At 73.2% G+C, this 16,289-nt stretch carries 18 protein-coding genes; 7 read left to right on the top strand and 11 right to left on the bottom strand.

Annotation, left to right across the window (positions count from 1 at the left end; translation table 11 throughout):
- Positions 1–32 precede the first annotated feature (32 nt).
- Both OHU35_RS35250 and OHU35_RS35245 read left to right on the top strand, forming a co-directional pair.
- The gene (locus OHU35_RS35250; RefSeq protein WP_189726189.1) at positions 33–512 is read left to right on the top strand and encodes a hypothetical protein; all 480 of its coding nucleotides are present in this window, start codon (positions 33–35) and stop codon (positions 510–512) included.
- The gene (locus OHU35_RS35245) at positions 509–988 is read left to right on the top strand and encodes a hypothetical protein (RefSeq protein ID WP_405508177.1); all 480 of its coding nucleotides are present in this window, start codon (positions 509–511) and stop codon (positions 986–988) included. Before OHU35_RS35250 ends, OHU35_RS35245 begins: the two co-directional genes overlap by 4 nt.
- Here the strand turns inward: OHU35_RS35245 and OHU35_RS35240 are convergent.
- The gene (locus OHU35_RS35240; protein WP_405508175.1) at positions 954–1,715 is read right to left on the bottom strand and encodes a methyltransferase domain-containing protein; all 762 of its coding nucleotides are present in this window, start codon (positions 1,713–1,715) and stop codon (positions 954–956) included. The two genes, OHU35_RS35245 and OHU35_RS35240, sit on opposite strands and share 35 nt — an antisense overlap.
- A gap of 4 nt (positions 1,716–1,719) precedes the next feature.
- Positions 1,720–2,025, bottom strand: a complete 306-nt coding sequence (locus tag OHU35_RS35235) for a 4a-hydroxytetrahydrobiopterin dehydratase (protein WP_189726192.1) — start codon at positions 2,023–2,025, stop codon at positions 1,720–1,722.
- 127 nt (positions 2,026–2,152) lie between these two features.
- On the opposite strand from OHU35_RS35235, the gene OHU35_RS35230 reads away from it, so the two are divergent.
- Positions 2,153–2,968, top strand: coding sequence for a helix-turn-helix domain-containing protein (locus OHU35_RS35230; RefSeq protein WP_189726193.1), 816 nt, complete (start codon positions 2,153–2,155; stop codon positions 2,966–2,968).
- On the opposite strand, the gene OHU35_RS35225 is transcribed toward OHU35_RS35230, so the two are convergent.
- Positions 2,950–3,375: a hypothetical protein gene (locus OHU35_RS35225; RefSeq protein ID WP_189726194.1), complete on the bottom strand. Its 426-nt coding sequence runs from the start codon at positions 3,373–3,375 to the stop codon at positions 2,950–2,952. The genes OHU35_RS35230 and OHU35_RS35225 overlap by 19 nt on opposite strands.
- Before the next feature lie 238 nt (positions 3,376–3,613).
- On the opposite strand from OHU35_RS35225, the gene OHU35_RS35220 reads away from it, so the two are divergent.
- Both OHU35_RS35220 and OHU35_RS35215 read left to right on the top strand, forming a co-directional pair.
- Positions 3,614–4,477, top strand: coding sequence for a helix-turn-helix transcriptional regulator (locus OHU35_RS35220; RefSeq protein WP_189726195.1), 864 nt, complete (start codon positions 3,614–3,616; stop codon positions 4,475–4,477).
- Between the two features lie 93 nt (positions 4,478–4,570).
- A complete protein-coding gene (locus OHU35_RS35215) occupies positions 4,571–5,047 on the top strand; it encodes a nitrate reductase molybdenum cofactor assembly chaperone (protein WP_189726196.1) in 477 nt (158 codons plus the stop codon).
- A 21-nt stretch (positions 5,048–5,068) separates the two neighbouring features.
- Here the strand turns inward: OHU35_RS35215 and dnaK are convergent, their stop codons facing one another.
- From dnaK to OHU35_RS35185, 6 genes are all read right to left on the bottom strand, one after another.
- On the bottom strand, positions 5,069–6,934 hold the full coding sequence (gene dnaK, locus OHU35_RS35210) for a molecular chaperone DnaK (protein WP_359889271.1): 1,866 nt from the start codon (positions 6,932–6,934) through the stop codon (positions 5,069–5,071).
- A gap of 61 nt (positions 6,935–6,995) precedes the next feature.
- Positions 6,996–7,736 (bottom strand): glycerophosphodiester phosphodiesterase family protein, encoded by a 741-nt coding sequence (locus OHU35_RS35205; protein WP_405508171.1) that lies wholly within the window; start codon positions 7,734–7,736, stop codon positions 6,996–6,998.
- Positions 7,733–9,115, bottom strand: a complete 1,383-nt coding sequence (locus tag OHU35_RS35200) for a hypothetical protein (protein WP_405508169.1) — start codon at positions 9,113–9,115, stop codon at positions 7,733–7,735. Before OHU35_RS35200 ends, OHU35_RS35205 begins: the two co-directional genes overlap by 4 nt.
- A gap of 120 nt (positions 9,116–9,235) precedes the next feature.
- Complete coding sequence (locus tag OHU35_RS35195; RefSeq protein WP_189726200.1) at positions 9,236–9,664, bottom strand: OsmC family peroxiredoxin; 429 nt, start codon at positions 9,662–9,664, stop codon at positions 9,236–9,238.
- Between the two features lie 102 nt (positions 9,665–9,766).
- On the bottom strand, positions 9,767–11,839 hold the full coding sequence (locus tag OHU35_RS35190) for a phage holin family protein (protein ID WP_189726201.1): 2,073 nt from the start codon (positions 11,837–11,839) through the stop codon (positions 9,767–9,769).
- Positions 11,840–11,976: 137 nt separating this feature from the next.
- Entirely contained in the window at positions 11,977–12,378 is a 402-nt protein-coding gene (locus OHU35_RS35185) for a hypothetical protein (protein ID WP_030843767.1), read from the bottom strand.
- 83 nt (positions 12,379–12,461) lie between these two features.
- Here OHU35_RS35185 and OHU35_RS35180 point away from each other — a divergent pair, with 83 nt between their 5' ends.
- Together OHU35_RS35180 and OHU35_RS35175 are read left to right on the top strand one after the other, a co-directional pair.
- Positions 12,462–13,235: an MBL fold metallo-hydrolase gene (locus OHU35_RS35180; protein ID WP_189726202.1), complete on the top strand. Its 774-nt coding sequence runs from the start codon at positions 12,462–12,464 to the stop codon at positions 13,233–13,235.
- A 38-nt stretch (positions 13,236–13,273) separates the two neighbouring features.
- Positions 13,274–13,885, top strand: a complete 612-nt coding sequence (locus OHU35_RS35175) for a DedA family protein (RefSeq protein ID WP_372498757.1) — start codon at positions 13,274–13,276, stop codon at positions 13,883–13,885.
- 77 nt (positions 13,886–13,962) lie between these two features.
- Here OHU35_RS35175 and OHU35_RS35170 read toward each other — a convergent pair whose 3' ends face one another.
- Together OHU35_RS35170 and OHU35_RS35165 are read right to left on the bottom strand one after the other, a co-directional pair.
- On the bottom strand, positions 13,963–15,027 hold the full coding sequence (locus tag OHU35_RS35170; protein ID WP_359889265.1) for an MBL fold metallo-hydrolase: 1,065 nt from the start codon (positions 15,025–15,027) through the stop codon (positions 13,963–13,965).
- Entirely contained in the window at positions 15,024–16,271 is a 1,248-nt protein-coding gene (locus OHU35_RS35165; RefSeq protein WP_405508165.1) for an aminotransferase class I/II-fold pyridoxal phosphate-dependent enzyme, read from the bottom strand. The genes OHU35_RS35170 and OHU35_RS35165 overlap by 4 nt, the downstream gene beginning before the upstream one ends.
- Between the last annotated feature and the right edge of the window lie 18 nt (positions 16,272–16,289).

Genomic DNA, 16,289 nt, shown 5'->3' with positions numbered 1-16,289 from the left:
GGATGGCAGTGAACCGGCCTTAGCGTCCCGCCATGCCCTTCACGGAGAAACACCTGACCGTGCCGCCGCCCCTCGAGGTGGCGGGACGGTGGATCAAGCGCTACCACGTGACCGCCGACCCGGCGGGCATCGCACCCGAGGTGGAGGAGACCGCCTACCGCTTCCTGCCCACGCTGCTGCCGAAACCGGACGGCACTCCACCGGCGACGTTCGTCGTCCTGCACCGGGGCGGTGACGACGGCGCCTATCTGAACGCCTACAGCTGGGTGTGGGACAACGTCCTGCACTTCGGGGGCGCGGCGGCGGGCCAGCCCGTCCTCGGCTGCCCCGACAACGACCCCACCCACTTCGTCGCGCCCGGCAGGCCGTGGATCGGCTGCGTCTGGGAACTGCCCCCGATCCTGCACGAACGCGACGCCTGGGTGCGCCACATGCTCGCCCCCGCCACCCCCGACCTCGACGCCTACCTGGCCGACTCCCTGCCCGAGGGAACCACTGGAGACCGCTCATGAGCAGCCCGCACGACTTCGACTTCTTCCACGGCGCATGGCGGGTCCGGCACCGCCGGCTGACCGACTTCCTCGATCCGGACAGCGCCTGGGAGGAGTTCACCGGCACCAGTCACTGCCGGCCGCTGTTCGACGGGACCGCCAACATCGACGAGATCGACATGCCGCACCTGGGCTCGAAGGGCGCCACCCTGCGGCTGTTCGACCCGGGCACGAAGCTGTGGTCGCTGAACTGGGCCTCCAGCCGCACCGGCACCCTGTTCCCGCCCGTCTTCGGTCACTTCGAGGGCGACCGCGGCGAGTTCACCGGCAGCGACACCTTCATCGGCAAGGACGTGCTGGTGCGGTTCGTGTGGTCGGGGGTGTGTGACACCGCCGCCCGCTGGGAGCAGGCGTTCGCCGTGGACGGCGGCCGGACCTGGGTGACCAACTGGATCATGGACTTCACCCGGCCGGAGGGTGCTCCGACGGCTTCCTGAAGGCGCGGAGTGCGAAGACCGGGTCGGGGCGGGGCCGGTCCTGGTCGGGCAGTTCCGCCAGGCGGTTGGCGAAGCCGTCGGCGAGCGGGTCGCCCGGCGGCAGGGTGACGAACCAGCCGCGTCTGAGGTCGGCCACCGTACGCCGGGGGCTGCGGCCCTGCCCGTGGCCCCGGAAGCGGGCCTGCCCGGCCGGGACCAGGCCGTGTCCGGCGGCGCCGGACACGACGTCCGCCGCTCCGTCGCGGACCGGGCTCGGCGGACGGGAGGACAGGACGACATCGATGTCACTGCCCACGTTGTGGGCGGCGGCCTTGTCGACCGTGGTGACGTAGACCCCGCCGGGCCGCAGCACCCGAGCGCACTCGCCGACGATGGTCCGCACCTCGGCGGGCCCGGCGGCCAGGTGCAGCAGCCACACGCTGCTGACGGCGTCGAACTCCCCGTCCCGGAAGGGCAGCCGTCTGCCGTCGGCGAGCACGACCGCGCCGGGCAGCCGGGCGGCGGCCTGCCGGGCCATCGCGAGGGCGAGGTCCACGCCGGTCACCCGCATGCCGTCGCGGGCGGCCGCGAGCCGCCGGGTCACTATGCCGGTGCCGCAGCCGAGGTCGAGCAGGCTGCGCGTCTGTGGCGGTACGAGGCTCAGCACCGCTTCCGCGGCGGCGGCCGCCCTGGGCTCGCCGCCGCGCGAGGCGTCGTACCGCGCCGCTTCCTTGTCGTAGTCGAGCACGCGGTCAGTGTGCCCCGTGCCCGGGGGCCAGGTCCTCCACCCTGCGGGCGAGCTCGACGTCCTTCTCGGTGACGGCGCCGCCCGCGCTGTGCGTGTGGACGGACAGGGAGACGGTGTTGTAGCCGAGCGTGAGGTCGGAGTGGTGGCCGAGCTCCTCCTGGACCTGGGCGATGTGCACGACCATCGCCGTCGCCGAGAAGTGCGAGCCGAGCCGGTAGGAGCGGGTGAGGCGGTCTCCGTCGAGCGACCAGCCCGGCAGCTCGGCCAGCCGGTCCTCGACCTCCTTCTGCGACAGCGGTTCGACGGGCATGGGCTGCGCTCCTTCCCTTGCGCCGGGGTCCTCGGTGTCCTCTCAGCCTGCCACAGCGAGGCGCCCGAGACCCTGGTCAGAGGCGTGCGCCTGTCCGGCACGGCCGGTTCTCGACTACGGTCCCGGCATGACCACTCACCCGTCCACGGCCGATCAGGGCGTGGGTCCGCTGCTGCGGGCCTGGCGGGAGCAGCGCCGGGTCAGCCAGCTGGAGCTGGCCCTGCGCGCGGACTCCTCGGCCCGGCACATCAGCTTCGTCGAGACGGGCCGGTCCCGGCCGAGCGAGGAGATGGTGCTGCGGCTGGCCGAGCATCTGGACGTCCCCGTGCGGGAGCGCAACGCGCTGCTGCTGGCGGCCGGTTACGCCCCCCGCTACCCGGAGACGCCGCTGGACGACCCGGCGCTGGGCGCGCTGCGCGAGGGCATCGAGCGGCTGATCGGTGGCTACGAGCCGTATCCGGCGCTGGTGGTGGACGCGCTGTACAACGTGGTGGCGGCCAACCGGGGGATCATGACGCTGGTAGACGGCGTCTCAGCGTCCCTGCTCGAGCCGCCGCTGAACGCGATGCGGCTCGCCCTGCACCCGCGGGGCCTGGCCCCCCGCATCCGCAATCTGCGCGCCTGGCGCGGTCACCTGCTGGAGCAGATGGAGCGGCAGATCGCCCTGCACCGCTCCGAGCCGCTGCGGGAGCTGTACGAGGAGGTGGCGGCGTATCCGGTGCCCGAGGAGGATCCGGGGGCCGGGACTCAGGAGCCCCCGGAGCCGGTGCCGTACTTCGCGCTGCCGCTGCGGATCGAGCACGAGGGGCGGACGCTGTCGTTCATCTCCTCGATCTCCACGTTCAACACCCCGATGGACGTGACCGTCGCAGAGCTGGCCATCGAGACGCTCCTCCCGGCCGACCCGGCGACGGCCAAGTACCTTCAGTCGCTGCTGTCCTGACGTGCCTTCAGGGCCGTGTGCTGGAGGACGGCGAACCCGGCCACGGTCAGCGCCTGGAGCACCGTCCACACGGCGCCCGCCGTGCTCGGCGTGAGCCACAGCGCCAGGGCCACCAGGCTCACCACCGTCCAGGCGAGGTTGGCCTCGACGACGGCCCGCACCCCGAACGCCGGTGGGTGCCGGCGGGAGGCCAGCAGGCCGACGGCCGCCGCGTAGGCGGCGAGGAACGCGCCCAGGGCGAGCAGCAGCGTGGAGCCGACGCCGAGAAAGCGTCCGAGGGGGCCGGGGAGCGCGAGGTAGGCGAGAGCGTTGGCGCCGGTCACCACGGCGTCCAGGGCCAGGAAGCGGCGCAGCATCGACTGCGGCTCGGAGGTCCGGGCGAGTGCGGCGAGCTGGATCGCGGACATGGGGCATCACTCTCCGTCGGGTCATGGTGCGGCTGGGAGCCGGGCCCCGGGCCGGAGTGCGCCGGCCCGGGGTCCGGTACGTCCACGATCGCTTTCCGGCCGCGCCCGGTCGATTACCCGCGGGGTAATGCCCCGGCGACACGTCCTCTCCCGTGATCTCCTCGCCGTCGGCCCTGGGAGACTGGCGGCGGTACGTGGCAGACTGATCGCGGGCTTGGGCGCGTTGGGGAGGCGTGGCGTGAGTGAACGGCGGGCCGCACCCACGGTGGGCCAGGTGGTGCTGGGCAAGCGGCTGCAGGAGCTGCGCGAGGCGGCGGGCCTCAGTCGTGACGAGGCCGCCCGGGTGCTGCGCGTCGCCCCCGCGACCGTCCGGCGGATGGAGACCGCCGACGTCGCACTGAAGATCCCGTACGTGCAGATCCTGCTGACCGCGTACGGCGTGTCCGAGGACGAGGTGACCGCCTTCGTCGACCTCGCCGAGGAGGCGAACCGGCCGGGCTGGTGGCAGCGGTTCCACGACGTGCTGCCGGAGTGGTTCAGCCTGTACGTGAGCCTGGAGGGCGCCGCCCGGATCATCCGCTCGTACGAGCCGCACTTCGTGCCGGGGCTGCTGCAGACCGAGGGGTACGCGCGTGCGGTGCTGGAGGCCGGCACCATCGCGAACGCGGGACCGGAGGCGGTGGAGCGGCACGTGTCGCTGCGCATGGAGCGGCAGCGGCTCCTGGAGCGCGAGAACCCGCCGCACCTGTGGGTGATCATGGACGAGACGGTGCTGCGCCGCCCGGTGAGCGTCGACGGCCAGGTGATGCGCGACCAGCTGGACAAGCTGCTGGAGTACGCCGCGCGCGACCGGGTCACGCTCCAGATCGCCGAGTTCAAGGACGGCCCCCATCCGGGGACGTACGCGCCGTTCTCGCTGTTCCGGTTCGCCGAGCCCGAACTGCCCGACATGGTGTTCACCGAGTATCTGACGGGCGCGCTGTACCTGGACTCCCGCAAGGAGGTCTCCACGCATCTGGAGGTCCTGGACCACATGACGGCCCGCGCGGGCTCGGCACAGCGCACGGAGACGCTCCTGCGGGAGTACCGCGAGGGGTTCTGACCCGTACGGGCCCCGTCGACGGGTGTCCTCCCCGGCCCGCCCCTAGCGTCGGCAGCACGGCGCAGGCAAGGGAGCGCACGCGAAGGAGGTCCGATGCCCGGATTCGAGCTGCTGTACCAGGCGGCCGCGCTGTGCCTGATGTACCCCGACGACGACTTCCGCGCCCGGCTGCAGCTGCTGCGCGAAGCCGCCCCGCAGCTGAGGGAGTTCGCCGACCACGCGGCCGTCACCCCGCCCCGGGAGCTGGCCGCGCACTACGTCGAGGTCTTCGAGGCCGGGCAGGACCACAGCCTCTACCTGAGCGTCTGGCGCGAGGCGGCACCGGCGCCCTCCGAGGAGGTCTACCGCGCGCACGGCCTGGAGACCACCGGCGAGGAACCACCCGACTTCCTGCCCGCGGTCCTGGAATTCGCGGCCCGCACGGGCAGCATCGAGCTGCTGACGGAGCACCGCGACGGCCTCGACGGGCTCCGGTCCAGGCTCACCGACTTCGGTACGCCGTACGCGACGGTCCTGGACGCGGTGTGTGCGACGCTGCCGCCCGCGCACACCGGTCCGGACACGGCCTAGGACTGCCGAGGGTGGTCCGGCCTATGCGGCGCCGCCCTTCTCGTCCCGCTGGTCCTTCTCCTCGTCCACGATCTCCGCGTCGACCACGCCCTCTTCTTCCCGCGCGGTGCCGGGAGACTCCTCGGTGGGGGCCTGCTGGGCCTGGGCGTACATCGCCTGGCCCATCTTCTGGCTGACCGAGGCGAGTTTCTCGACCCCGGTGCGCAGGGCGGCGGTGTCCGCCTGCTGCTCCAGTTGTCCCTTCACCTCGGTGACGGCCGACTCGACCTCGGTCTTGGTGTCGGCCGGGATCTTGTCGCCGTTCTCGCGGAGGAAGTTCTCCGTCTGGTAGACGAGTTGCTCGGCCTGGTTGCGGGTCTCGGCGGCCTCGCGGCGGCCCCGGTCCTCCTCGGCGTACTGCTCGGCCTCGCGCATCATGCGGTCGATGTCTTCCTTGCCCAGGGCCGAGCCGCCGGTGACGGTCATCTTCTGTTCCCGGCCGGTCGCCATGTCCTTGGCGGAGACGTGCATGATGCCGTTGGCGTCGATGTCGAAGGCCACCTCGATCTGCGGGACGCCGCGCGGTGCCGGCGGCAGGCCCGTCAGGTCGAAGACGCCGAGCTTCTTGTTGTAGGCGGCGATCTCCCGTTCGCCCTGGTAGACCTGGATGCCGACCGAGGGCTGGTTGTCGGCCGCCGTCGTGAAGATCTCCGAACGCCGGGTCGGGATCGTCGTGTTGCGCTCGATGAGCTTCGTCATGATGCCGCCCTTGGTCTCGATGCCCAGGGACAGCGGGGTGACGTCGAGCAGCAGGACGTCCTTGACGTCGCCGCGCATGACGCCCGCCTGGAGCGCTGCACCAAGCGCCACGACCTCGTCGGGGTTGACGCCCTTGTGCGGCTCCTTGCCGGTGAGTTCCTTGACCAGCTCGGTCACCGCGGGCATCCGGGTGGAGCCGCCGACGAGGATGACGTGGTCGACCGCGGAGAGCTTCACCCCGGCGTCGTCGACCGCCTGGTGGAAGGGCGCCTTGCAGCGGTCGAGCAGATCGGAGGTGAGCTCCTGGAACTGGGCCCGGGTGAGCTTCTCGTCGAGATGCAGCGGCCCTTCGGCGGAGGCCGTGATGTAGGGCAGGTTGATCGTCGTCTCGGTGGAGCTGGACAGCTCGATCTTGGCCTTCTCGGCGCCCTCGCGCAGCCGCTGCACCGCCATCTTGTCGCCCGCGAGGTCGACGCCGTACTGGCCCTTGAAGCGCTTGACGAGGTACTCGACGATCCGCTGGTCCCAGTCGTCGCCGCCGAGGTGGGTGTCGCCGTTGGTGGCCTTCACCTCGATGACGCCCTCGCCCATCTCCAGCAGCGAGACGTCGAAGGTGCCGCCGCCGAGGTCGAAGACGAGGACCGTCTGGTCGTTCTCCTTGTCCAGCCCGTACGCCAGCGCCGCCGCCGTCGGCTCGTTGATGATCCGCAGCACGTTCAGGCCCGCGACCTCCCCGGCCTCCTTGGTCGCCTGCCGCTGCGTGTCGTCGAAGTAGGCCGGGACGGTGATCACCGCGTCGGTGACGTCCTCGCCGAGGTAGGACTCCGCGTCCCGCTTCAGCTTCTGCAGCACCCGGGCGGACAGCTCCTGCGCCCGGTAGCGGGTGCCGTCCACGTCGCCCTGGTCCGGGAAACGCCAGCTCGCGTCGCCCATGTAGCGCTTCACCGAGCGGGCGGTGCGCTCCACGTTCGTCACGGCCTGCCGTTTGGCGACCTCCCCCACCAGCACCTCGCCGTTCTTGGCGAACGCCACGACCGAGGGTGTGGTTCTGGCCCCCTCCGCGTTGGCGATGACCGTGGGCTCACCGCCCTCCAGCACGGCCACCACCGAGTTCGTGGTCCCGAGGTCGATCCCGACCGCTCGTCCCATCGCTGTCCCCTTCCGTCAGGGCACTCCCCACTCTCCAGCACAAAACTTGAGTGCGCCGTTGTCAATGCCGCGAAGGGGTGATGGGCCCGCGCAGGGCCACGGCGCGCCGGGGCCGGTCCGTGACCAGCACGTCCACGCGCGGGTGGGCGAGGAAGGCCCGCATCAGGGTGTCGTCGTTGACCGTCCACACCATGGTGAACAGGCCGCGCCGGGTCGCCTCGCGCAGCACGGTGGTCCTGGCCAGCCGCTGGTGCACGGCGACGCCGTGAGCACCGCAGGCGCGGATCCGGCGGGCGGGGAACAGCTCGCTCAGCCGGGTCCCCGGCAGCCGGGCCAGGGCCAGGTCCCTGCGGTCGCGCCCCAGGGACAGCGCGGTGCGCACCCCGGGGAAGGCCTGTGTCACGGCGGCGAGGGAACGGTCCTCCAGCGTCGTCACGACGAGTCCGTCCGTGCCGAGAAGGGCCACCGCCCGGTCGACCACGTCCTGCTCGTAGCCCACCTCCTTGAGGTCCAGGTGCGCCACGAGTCGCCCGGCGATCAGCGCCATGACCTCGTCCACCACCGGCACGTCGTATCCGGCCCGCTCGCTCAGCTCGGCGTGCGTGAGCCGGGACAGCGGCGGCCCGGTGGGCCCGACCCGGGGGTCGTGGTAGACGACGAGGACACCGTCGGCCGTGCGGCGGATGTCGAACTCGACGTACTCCGCGCCGGACTCCAGCGCGTCCTTGTACGCCTCCCAGGTGGCGGCGTCGGCGCGCTCGGAGCCGCCCCGGTGGGCGGAGACGGCGGGGCGTGGCGTCATGGTCGGGGGCTCCCGGAGGGCGGGCGTGGCGGCGGTACGGGCACGGCGTCGTCGTCGGACGTGGGCAGCAGGGAGCCGGAGCGGGTGCTGATGCGTCTGAGCAGGACGTATCCGATCACGACGAGGACGACGAAGGGGAGCCAGGCCAGCGCGTAGGCCGTTCCGTAGGCGCGCAGGTCGAGGATGGAGCGGTGGTCGTCGACGTTCGTGCCGTTCACGCCGAAGAAGGCGAGCAGCAGGGTCGGCGGCAGGGCGATCAGTGTGGCGGCGGCGACGAGGCCGGACACGGTGCGGTCGCGGCGCTCGTCGCGTTCGGCGAGTTCGGCGTCCAGGGCGGCGGAGCGGGCGCTGATCACCGAGGTCAGGCGCTCGACCATGCGGGCCGAGTTCTCCAGGCTGTCGCGGATGCCGAGCGCGTCGCGCTGCGAGGACTGGAAGGCCTCCATGACCATCTCGGGGATCAGCAGGCTGTCGACGTAGGCCTCGACGCCGAAGGCGAGGTCCAGCTGGAGTTCGTTGACGCCGGCGGACAGGCGGGAGATCAGGGAGCGGATCTCGGTGGGCGAGTCGGTCAGGGCCTGCTCGTTGGCCTTCATCATCGCGAAGGCGGCGAGCCGGGTGCGCTGGAGCACGGCGAGGGCGGAGACCATGCCGACGGCGACGAGCATCAGGCCGTTCTCGACGTGCGGGGCCCAGCCGGCCTGGACGGAGACGCCCCGGCCGAGGGCGGACAGGGTGAGGCCGTGGTTCCTGAGGTGCGGCGCGAGGCTCGCGTCGTAGGGCGTGGCGGGGTTCCAGGGCATCCGGCCGCGGTAGACGATCTCGTTCAGCAGGATGGCCTTGCGGGCCTCGTCGGCGCTGAGCAGTTCGCGTTGTAACCGGCCGCCGGGGAAGACGAGTTGGTGCACTTTCTGGCCGAGGGCGAGCGGGCGGCCCAGCTGCTCGGTCAGCGTCTGGAGGAGCGGGCGGTCGTCGAGTTCGATGCGCTCCCGGTCGAAGCAGGTCGTGGCCAGCCAGGCGGCGAGGTCGCCGGCCGTGGTCTCGCCCGCGAAGGCGCAGTCCACGACCAGGGTGGCGTCACCGCGCGGGGTGGCGACGACGAGGATCCGCAGGGAAGCCAGGCCCAGGCCGTGGTCGCCGTGCGGCAGCCGCAGCCGGCGGGGCGCGACGTGTTCGTCGAGGACCGGGACGGGGAGCACGTCCTGGCTGGTCATCAGGTGGGAGGCGAAGCGGCCGTAGTCGTAGCGGTCGACGAGGGCGCCGAGGGCGGTGTCCCGGGGGCGGAGCCGTCCGGAGAGGCTGAACAGCAGCAGGACGCGGGTCCGGTCACGGGTGGCGGAGTCGAGCACCGTCGCGTTCGGGGACGTTCCCGGCAGCATCGCGTTCCTTCCGGCCCGTCGGTTCCAGAGCGTCTGGTTCCTACCCCGGCCGCGGGTGGCGAACCGACGACGCGCGGGCCGCCCCTGGTGGGCGGGCCCGCGCGACGGGGGTGTATCTGGTCAGGCGAGCTTGGCGGTCAGCGTGATGGGCGTGGCCTTCAGCGCCTGGCTGACCGGGCAGCCGACCTTGGCCTCCTCGGCGGCGGCGAGGAAGGCCGCCTCGTCGATGCCGGGGACGGTGCCCTCGACGGTGAGGTGGATGCCGGTGATCCCCTCGCCGGGCTGGAAGGAGACGTCGGCGGAGGTGAGGAGCTTGGTGGGCGGCGTCCCGGCCTTGTTCAGGATGTTGGAGAAGGCCATGGAGTAGCAGCTGGAGTGGGCGGCGGCGATCAGCTCCTCGGGGCTGGTCTTCCCGTTCGCCTCCTGGGCGCGCGACGCCCACGTGACCGGCTGCTCGCCGATCGCACCGGAGGAGTCGAAGGTGACGACGCCGTTGCCCTCGAGCAGGCTGCCTTCCCAGACGGTGTGTGCGGAGCGCGTGGTAGCCACGGTTCTTCCTTTCGCGTACGGACTCGCTGTGGGGCCCGTCTCCGGGTCCCCTTCCCCCATCCGATCACACCCGTGGCGTCGCGTCCGCGCACGCGCCGAATTTCAGGCCGCGCGTTCCTCGCTGCTCTCCAGCGGCACCTGAGGGCCGTTCGACTCGCGCAGCCAGCGGCGCAGGACACGGTGGACGTGCTCGGCGCCGACGAGTTCCGCCCCGTCCGCCACCGGCGCGGAGAGGACCAGCGGGGACAGCAGGAAGGGCCTGCCCTGGGCGCCGCCGAGCCCGCCGTGGGAGCCGATCTGCTCCTCGAAGGCGAGGACTTCGCCGTCGGCCGGGTCGTGGAACGAGTTGACCATGATGTCGGCGGTGTGCGGGAAGGAGTGCGTACGGCGCACCGCGTCGGCCGCGCCCGGCCCGAACGCGGCGAGCGGGCCCGGGTCCTCGTCGAGGCCGGCCAGCGGGATCTCGGCGCCGTTCGCGCCGAGGACGACGCCGCCGTGCTCGTCGCTGCGGACCAGCAGGAAGCCGACACCGGGGTGGTTGGCGAGGGTGGGCAGCAGCGCGGGGTGGCGGGCGTCGATCTCCTCCTTGCTCATCCGGTGCGTGACGTCCGGGAAGGAGACCAGGCCGAGGTTGCCGGAGGCCAGCACGATCGGCTCGGAGCGGCGCGCGGGGCGGTGCCGCTCGCCGCCCTCCTCGACCGGGATACGCAGGGCGGCACGCACGGCGGCGCGGGCCTCCGCCCCGCTGCGGGTGCGCTCCGCCCTGCGCGACACGGGCAGTCCGCAGCCGGCCCGTACCAGGTCGCCGAGGGTGAGGCCGTAGCGGGAGCGGAAGGTCTCGCCGGGGCTCTGGCCGTGGTCGGACAGCACGACGATCCGGTACGGGCGCGGGGCGTGCTCGGCGACGTTCTCGATCAGGGCGAGCGACCGGTCGAGGCTTTCGAGGACCTTCTGCGCGTCGCGGCTCGCCGGGCCGGAGTGGTGGGCGACCTCGTCGTAGGCCACCAGGTCGGCGTAGACGGCCGTGCGGCCGACGAGCATGTCGCCGGTCACCGAGGCGACGACGACGTCCCGCTCGACGATCGTCGCGAAGGCCCTCACGAACGGGTAGAGGCCCGCGCGGGAGACCCTCGGGCGCTGCTGTCGCAGGCGGGCCCGGGTGGACTGGCCGATCTCCCGGCCGACGTCGGCGACGAAGGACAGGGCGGTGCGCACGGCGTTGGCCGGATCCGAGAAGTAGGCGAAGTAGCCCGCCCGGGAGCGGTTCTCGCGGCTGCGGCGGCGGGTGGCGATGGACAGCACGAGGGCCTGTTGTTCGGCGCCGCCGCTGAACAGGTTGCCGCGGCTGGCGCCGTCGACGGCGAGCAGACCGCCGTGTCCGGCGTATCCGACGGCGCGGCGCTGGAGTTCGGCGGCGCTGGTCGGGCGGTTGCAGACGACCACCTCGCGGGTGTCCTTCTCGTACCAGCGGAACGCGGGGACGTCGTGGTTGCTGCCGTGCAGGATGCCGAGCTGGCTGGCGCCGGTCTGGCTGGACCAGTCGGTGCGCCAGGGGGTGAGGCGGTGGGTGGAGCGGCCGCCGTCGCCGAAGTCGAGCCAGCGGGCGACGGTGGGCATCAGGCCCTTGCCGACCGCGTCCAGCAGGACGTCGTGGCCGACGCCGTCGAGCTGGAGAAACACCGTGCCGGGGCTGGACGGGCTGGGCGGTCCGGACCGGCGGCGGCGGTCGGAGAGGCGGTACAGCCTGCGGCGGTAGGCGTCGTCGTCGCGCACGGCCAGGGCGGCACCGGTGGCGGACGCCACGGCGGACATCACGGCGGCGACCACGACGGCGGTCTCCGGGGCGGCGGCGCCGCGCTCGGCGGGATTGAGACGCAGGGCGAGCAGCAGCAGCGCGCCGTTCAGGAAGAACACCAGCAGCCCGAGCACGAGCGCCGGTACGAGGAGCAGGAGCCGGACGAGCAGCGGCCAGACCACGGCCGACAGCAGACCGAAGGCGCCGGCGCCGAAGGCGGCCGTGACGGCGATGTCGGTGGCGCTGTCGCCGTCCGCCGACCGGAGCCGGAAGTCCGGCAGGATCCCGGCGAGCAGGAGCAGGGTGACGGTGGAGACCGCCCACACGGCGACGCTCCGCCCGATCTGACTGGCGACCCGCCGCCACCGCACGCCCCGCACGCCCAGCCACCTCACGTCCCGGCCCGCCGCCGCGGGCCCTCGTCCACCCTGTCACAACGCCCGGGGAACGCCTTTTGTCCCTCGCACTGCCGAGCGGGGACGAGCAGGGCCGAGGGCACGCCTTCGCTGTCGCCGCGTCAGCGCCCGTCGTATCCGGCCGTCGGCATCGACAGCCGGCGGTGCACGCACGCCTTCATCGCCGCGTCGTACGCCGGCTCCGCGTGCCCCACCGTCTCGACGCGCACCCCGCGCCTCGCGCACTCCGCGGTGAACTCCTCCACGGACGCGAGCGCGCTCTCGAGTACCCGCCGGCTGGGCGCCACGAACAGGTCGAGGCCGGGCCGGACGCCGTCCCAGAGGGCACCGTGGTCGGGGCGCAGCCCCCGGACCAGTAACTCCCGGCTGACCACATAGCCCCGCTCGGCGGCCCAGCGGGCGCACATCGCGTGCTGGCTGCGGGAGTCGACCAGGAACGGATCGTCGTCCAGCTCCTCCAGCGGCGTCAGACTCGCGATCGCCGTGACCCGGACCGGCACCATGGCGTCCCCCCTCACCTCCGGTTTCGCCGCCGACCCTACTCCTGCCCGTAGGCTTCGGGGAGTCGCGCGAAGGAGGCAAAGAAGTGCCGGTGGAGATCACCTGGTGGGGTCACGCCACTTGCACGGTCGAGGACTCGAACGTACGCGTGCTCACCGATCCTCTGTTCGCGCGCCGGCTCGCGCACCTGCGGCGCCGGCGCGGAGCCCTGCCGCCGTCCGGCGCCCGTGACGCGGACGTGGCACTGGTCTCGCATCTGCACGCCGACCATCTGCATGTGCCCTCGCTGATGCGGCTCGCTCCGGGCACGCGCCTGCTCGTGCCCCGGGGCGCGCGCCGGGCCGTGCCCGGACTGCGCCGGCTCACGCACCTGCGGGTGAGCGAGGTGGCGCCCGGGGACGAGATCCCGGTCGGCGAGGTGGTCGTACGGGCCGTGCCCGCGCGGCACGACGGGCGGCGGCTGCCGCTCGGACCGCACCGCGCCCCCGCGCTCGGCTACGTCATAGCCGGCGAGGCCCGGACGTACTTCGCCGGGGACACCGGGCTGTTCGACACGATGGCCGAGGAGGTCGGGCCGGTCGAGGTGGCGCTGCTGCCGGTCGGCGGCTGGGGGCCGTACCTGGGCGAGGGACATCTGGACGCGGGACGGGCGGCGGAGGCGCTGGCACAACTGGCGCCGTGCAGTGCGGTGCCGGTGCACTACGGCACGTACTGGCCGATCGGGATGGACGCCGTGCGCCCCCACGAGTTCCACGCGCCGGGCGACGAGTTCGTACGGCTGGCGGCCCGGCGCGCACCCGGCGTGGCGGTGCACCGGCTCGGGCACGGGGAGAGCGTGCGCCTGAAGGTGGCGCGGTGACCTGGACCGCGCCCGTGGCGCAGGCCGGTCTGCCCCTGCTGGCGGCTTCGGCCGTCACCCCGGCGTCGATCGTGCCGACGTCCACACAGCAGGCGGTCGGCTATCCGACGCTCTTCCTGCTGGTGCTGCTCGGGGCGCTGGTGCCGGTGATTCCGACGGGGGCGCTGGTGAGTTCGGCGGCCGTGGTCGCCGTGCACCAGGCGTCGCCGTTCTCGCTGGCGATGGTGTTCCTGACGGCGTCGCTGGCGGCGTTTCTCGGGGACGCGACGCTGTACTGGCTGGGGCGGCGCGGGCTGAGGTCGAGGAACGGCTCGCGCTGGCTGGAGGCGATCCGGGCGCGGGCGCCGGAGGACCGGCTCGCCCAGGCGCAGGAGAAACTCGCCGCGCACGGTGTCGCTGTGCTGGTGCTCTCCCGGCTGGTGCCGGCGGGGCGTATCCCGGTGATGCTGGCCTGTCTTCTGGCGGAGTGGCCGTTGCGGCGGTTCTCCCGGGGGAACCTGCCGGCGTGTCTGGCGTGGGCCGTGACGTATCAGTTGATCGGGATTCTCGGGGGGTCGCTGTTCGACGAGCCGTGGGAGGGCGTGGTGGCGGCGATCGCGCTGACCTTGGTGATCAGCGCGGTGCCGAGTCTGGTGCGGCGGGTTCGGTAGCGCCGTTCGAGGCGCGGTTGTTCGCGGAGTGCGGGTTGTTCGTGGTTGTTCGCGCAGTTCCCCGCGCCCCTGAGAGGTCAGCTCCCGAGCAGCACCTTGGAAGCGCCCACCGGCAGGTCCCAGAGGTTTTCCCGGGGCAGACCCGCCTTCTCCCAGGCCGCTCGTACGCGCGTGAGCGGCTCCAGGACCGGCTCCGCCGACAGGACGAACGTCGCCCAGTGCATGGGGGCCATCCTGGTCGCGCCCAGGTCCTGGGCGGCCCGGACCGCCTCCTCCGGGTTGCAGTGGACGTCGCTGAGCCACCAGCGCGGGTCGTAGGCGCCGATGGGGAGGAGGGCGAGGTCGATGCCGGGGTAGCGCCGGCCGATGCGGGAGAACCAGTGGCCGTAGCCGGTGTCGCCTGCGAAGTAGACGCGCTGTCCGTCCCGGTCGGTGAGCACCCAGCCGCCCCACAGGCTGTGGCAGGTGTCGGTGAGGGTGCGCTTGGACCAGTGGTGGGACGGGACGAAGTCGAAGCGGACGCCGTCCAGTTCGGCCGCTTCCCACCAGTCGAGTTCCGTGACGTGGGTGAAGCGGCGGCGGTGGAACCAGCGGGCGAGCCCGGCCGGGGCGAACACGGGGGTGTCGCGCGGGAGCCGGCGCAGGGTGGGGGCGTCCAGGTGGTCGTAGTGGTTGTGGCTGATGACGACGGCGTCGACGCGCGGCAGGTCTTCCCAGGGGACGCCCACGGGGGTGATGCGGGCGGGGGTGCCGAGGATCCGGCGGGACCAGACCGGGTCGGTGAGGACCGTGAGGCCGCCGACGCGCAGCACCCAACTGGCGTGCCCCGCCCAGGTGACGGCGATGGTGCGGGCGTCGACGCGGGGCAGCGGGCCGGGGGCGTAGGGGAGCCGGGGGATGTCGGCGAGGCCTTCGGGACTCGGTCTCACGGAGCCCTCGCGGGCGAAGCGGGCGATGGCCTTCAGGCCGGGCAGCGGGGCGGTCAGCCGGTCGTGGAAGGTGCGCGGCCACACTCTCCGCTCGGCCGGCGGCCGGGGTTCGGCCAGGGGCGGGTACGGGGGCGCGAGCGGGGACGGGAGTGCCGGGGCGTCGGCTTCCTGGGTGGTCGTCGTACCTGTGGTCGACTCGGACTGCTGCGTCATCGAGGAGGCTCCCATCGCTGAGCTTCGTCGCGGAGATCGTCGAAGACCGACTTCAGCCGGACCAACGCGTCTCGCACGTGCGGCAGTTCCAACGGCGCGGGTGAGGTGAGGCATTCCGCGCGTTCCGGGTCGGAGGCGGGCAGCAGTGCGCCGGTGGAAAGCCGCACGCGCGGGGCTTCGAGGTCGTCGCCGAAGCGGTGGCCGCCCGGCGCGGGCATGCCGAGGCGTGCGGAGAGGAAGTCCTCCAGTTCCTGTGCGTCGCCCACGCCGTGCGCGGTCAGCGCGGGGCGCAGCGGAGCGAGGTCCACGTACAGGTGCCGGCCGGCCCGCGGGGGCCGGGACAGGGCACCGGCGGCGACGACGGCGGAGTGCGCGGCGGCGGCCACGCCCGCGTGCAGGCGTACGGTGGCGGCCACGCGCGCCGTGACGGGTTCCGGTTCGGCCAGGGCGTACCCGGCCGCCGCGGCGACCGGGGCGGCGACGCGGGCGTCGAGCGCGGTGAGGACGTCGAGCACGCGCGCGTGGAGGCCGTCGCCGTCCTCGCCGGCCGGGAAACGGGCCACGGCGGCGGGCCAGCCGGGCGGGAGCAGGGAACCGGCCAGGTCGGTGACGACGGTGACCCGGTCGGGCAGCATCTCGGCGGGGCTGAGCAGCACGGTGTCGTGCGGGTCGTGCAGGGTGTCGCGCCAGGTCTCGTCGCTGACCAGGTGCAGGCCCTCCCCCTGGGCGGCCTCGAGGGTCTCGTGCAGCAGCTCGGGAGGGGAGACGGTCGCGGTGGGGTCGTCGGCGACGGACAGCACCAGCAGACGCGGGTCGCCGCCCTCGGCGCGGACCCGGCGCACGGTCTCCAGCAGGGCGTACGGATCGGGGACGCCGCCGCTCTCGGGCGGGGTCGGCACATGGAAGGCGGGCCGCCCCAGCAGGCGTGCGTACGGAGCCCACCAGGCCGCGCAGGGTCTCGGCACCAGAACGTCACCGCCCAGGGCGGCGGTCAGCGCGAGCAGCAGGGAGGGCGCACCGGGGCCGGCGGCCGCGCGGTCGGGGGCGCAGTGCAGTCCGCGCCGGTCCCAGTAGCCGCAGGCGGCCTCCCGCAGCGCGGGGCCGCCGCCGACCGGCTCGAGGCCGCCGCGGGACGCCGCCGCGGCGAGCACCGCGGACAGCTCCGGCAGAACCGGCAGCCCGTCCTCGGGGAGTGGCGGCCCGAACCGGACGGGGCCGTGGCCTTGCGGGTCCGTCCGCCGCATCCATACCTCCGCAGTGCC

The sequence above is a fragment of the Streptomyces purpurascens genome, assembly GCF_045040895.1.
Lineage (GTDB): Bacteria > Actinomycetota > Actinomycetes > Streptomycetales > Streptomycetaceae > Streptomyces > Streptomyces purpurascens.
This window is presented reverse-complemented; position numbering and strand designations above follow the sequence as displayed.

Coding starts and splice junctions, on each gene's coding strand:
- OHU35_RS35250 (WP_189726189.1), top strand. CDS start 33: ATGCCCTTCACGGAGAAACACCTGACCGTGCCGCCGCCCCTCGAGGTG.
- OHU35_RS35245 (WP_405508177.1), top strand. CDS start 509: ATGAGCAGCCCGCACGACTTCGACTTCTTCCACGGCGCATGGCGGGTC.
- OHU35_RS35235 (WP_189726192.1), bottom strand. CDS start 2,025: ATGCCCGTCGAACCGCTGTCGCAGAAGGAGGTCGAGGACCGGCTGGCC.
- OHU35_RS35230 (WP_189726193.1), top strand. CDS start 2,153: ATGACCACTCACCCGTCCACGGCCGATCAGGGCGTGGGTCCGCTGCTG.
- OHU35_RS35225 (WP_189726194.1), bottom strand. CDS start 3,375: ATGTCCGCGATCCAGCTCGCCGCACTCGCCCGGACCTCCGAGCCGCAG.
- OHU35_RS35215 (WP_189726196.1), top strand. CDS start 4,571: ATGCCCGGATTCGAGCTGCTGTACCAGGCGGCCGCGCTGTGCCTGATG.
- dnaK (WP_359889271.1), bottom strand. CDS start 6,934: ATGGGACGAGCGGTCGGGATCGACCTCGGGACCACGAACTCGGTGGTG.
- OHU35_RS35205 (WP_405508171.1), bottom strand. CDS start 7,736: ATGACGCCACGCCCCGCCGTCTCCGCCCACCGGGGCGGCTCCGAGCGC.
- OHU35_RS35200 (WP_405508169.1), bottom strand. CDS start 9,115: ATGCTGCCGGGAACGTCCCCGAACGCGACGGTGCTCGACTCCGCCACC.
- OHU35_RS35185 (WP_030843767.1), bottom strand. CDS start 12,378: ATGGTGCCGGTCCGGGTCACGGCGATCGCGAGTCTGACGCCGCTGGAG.
- OHU35_RS35170 (WP_359889265.1), bottom strand. CDS start 15,027: ATGACGCAGCAGTCCGAGTCGACCACAGGTACGACGACCACCCAGGAA.
- OHU35_RS35165 (WP_405508165.1), bottom strand. CDS start 16,271: ATGCGGCGGACGGACCCGCAAGGCCACGGCCCCGTCCGGTTCGGGCCG.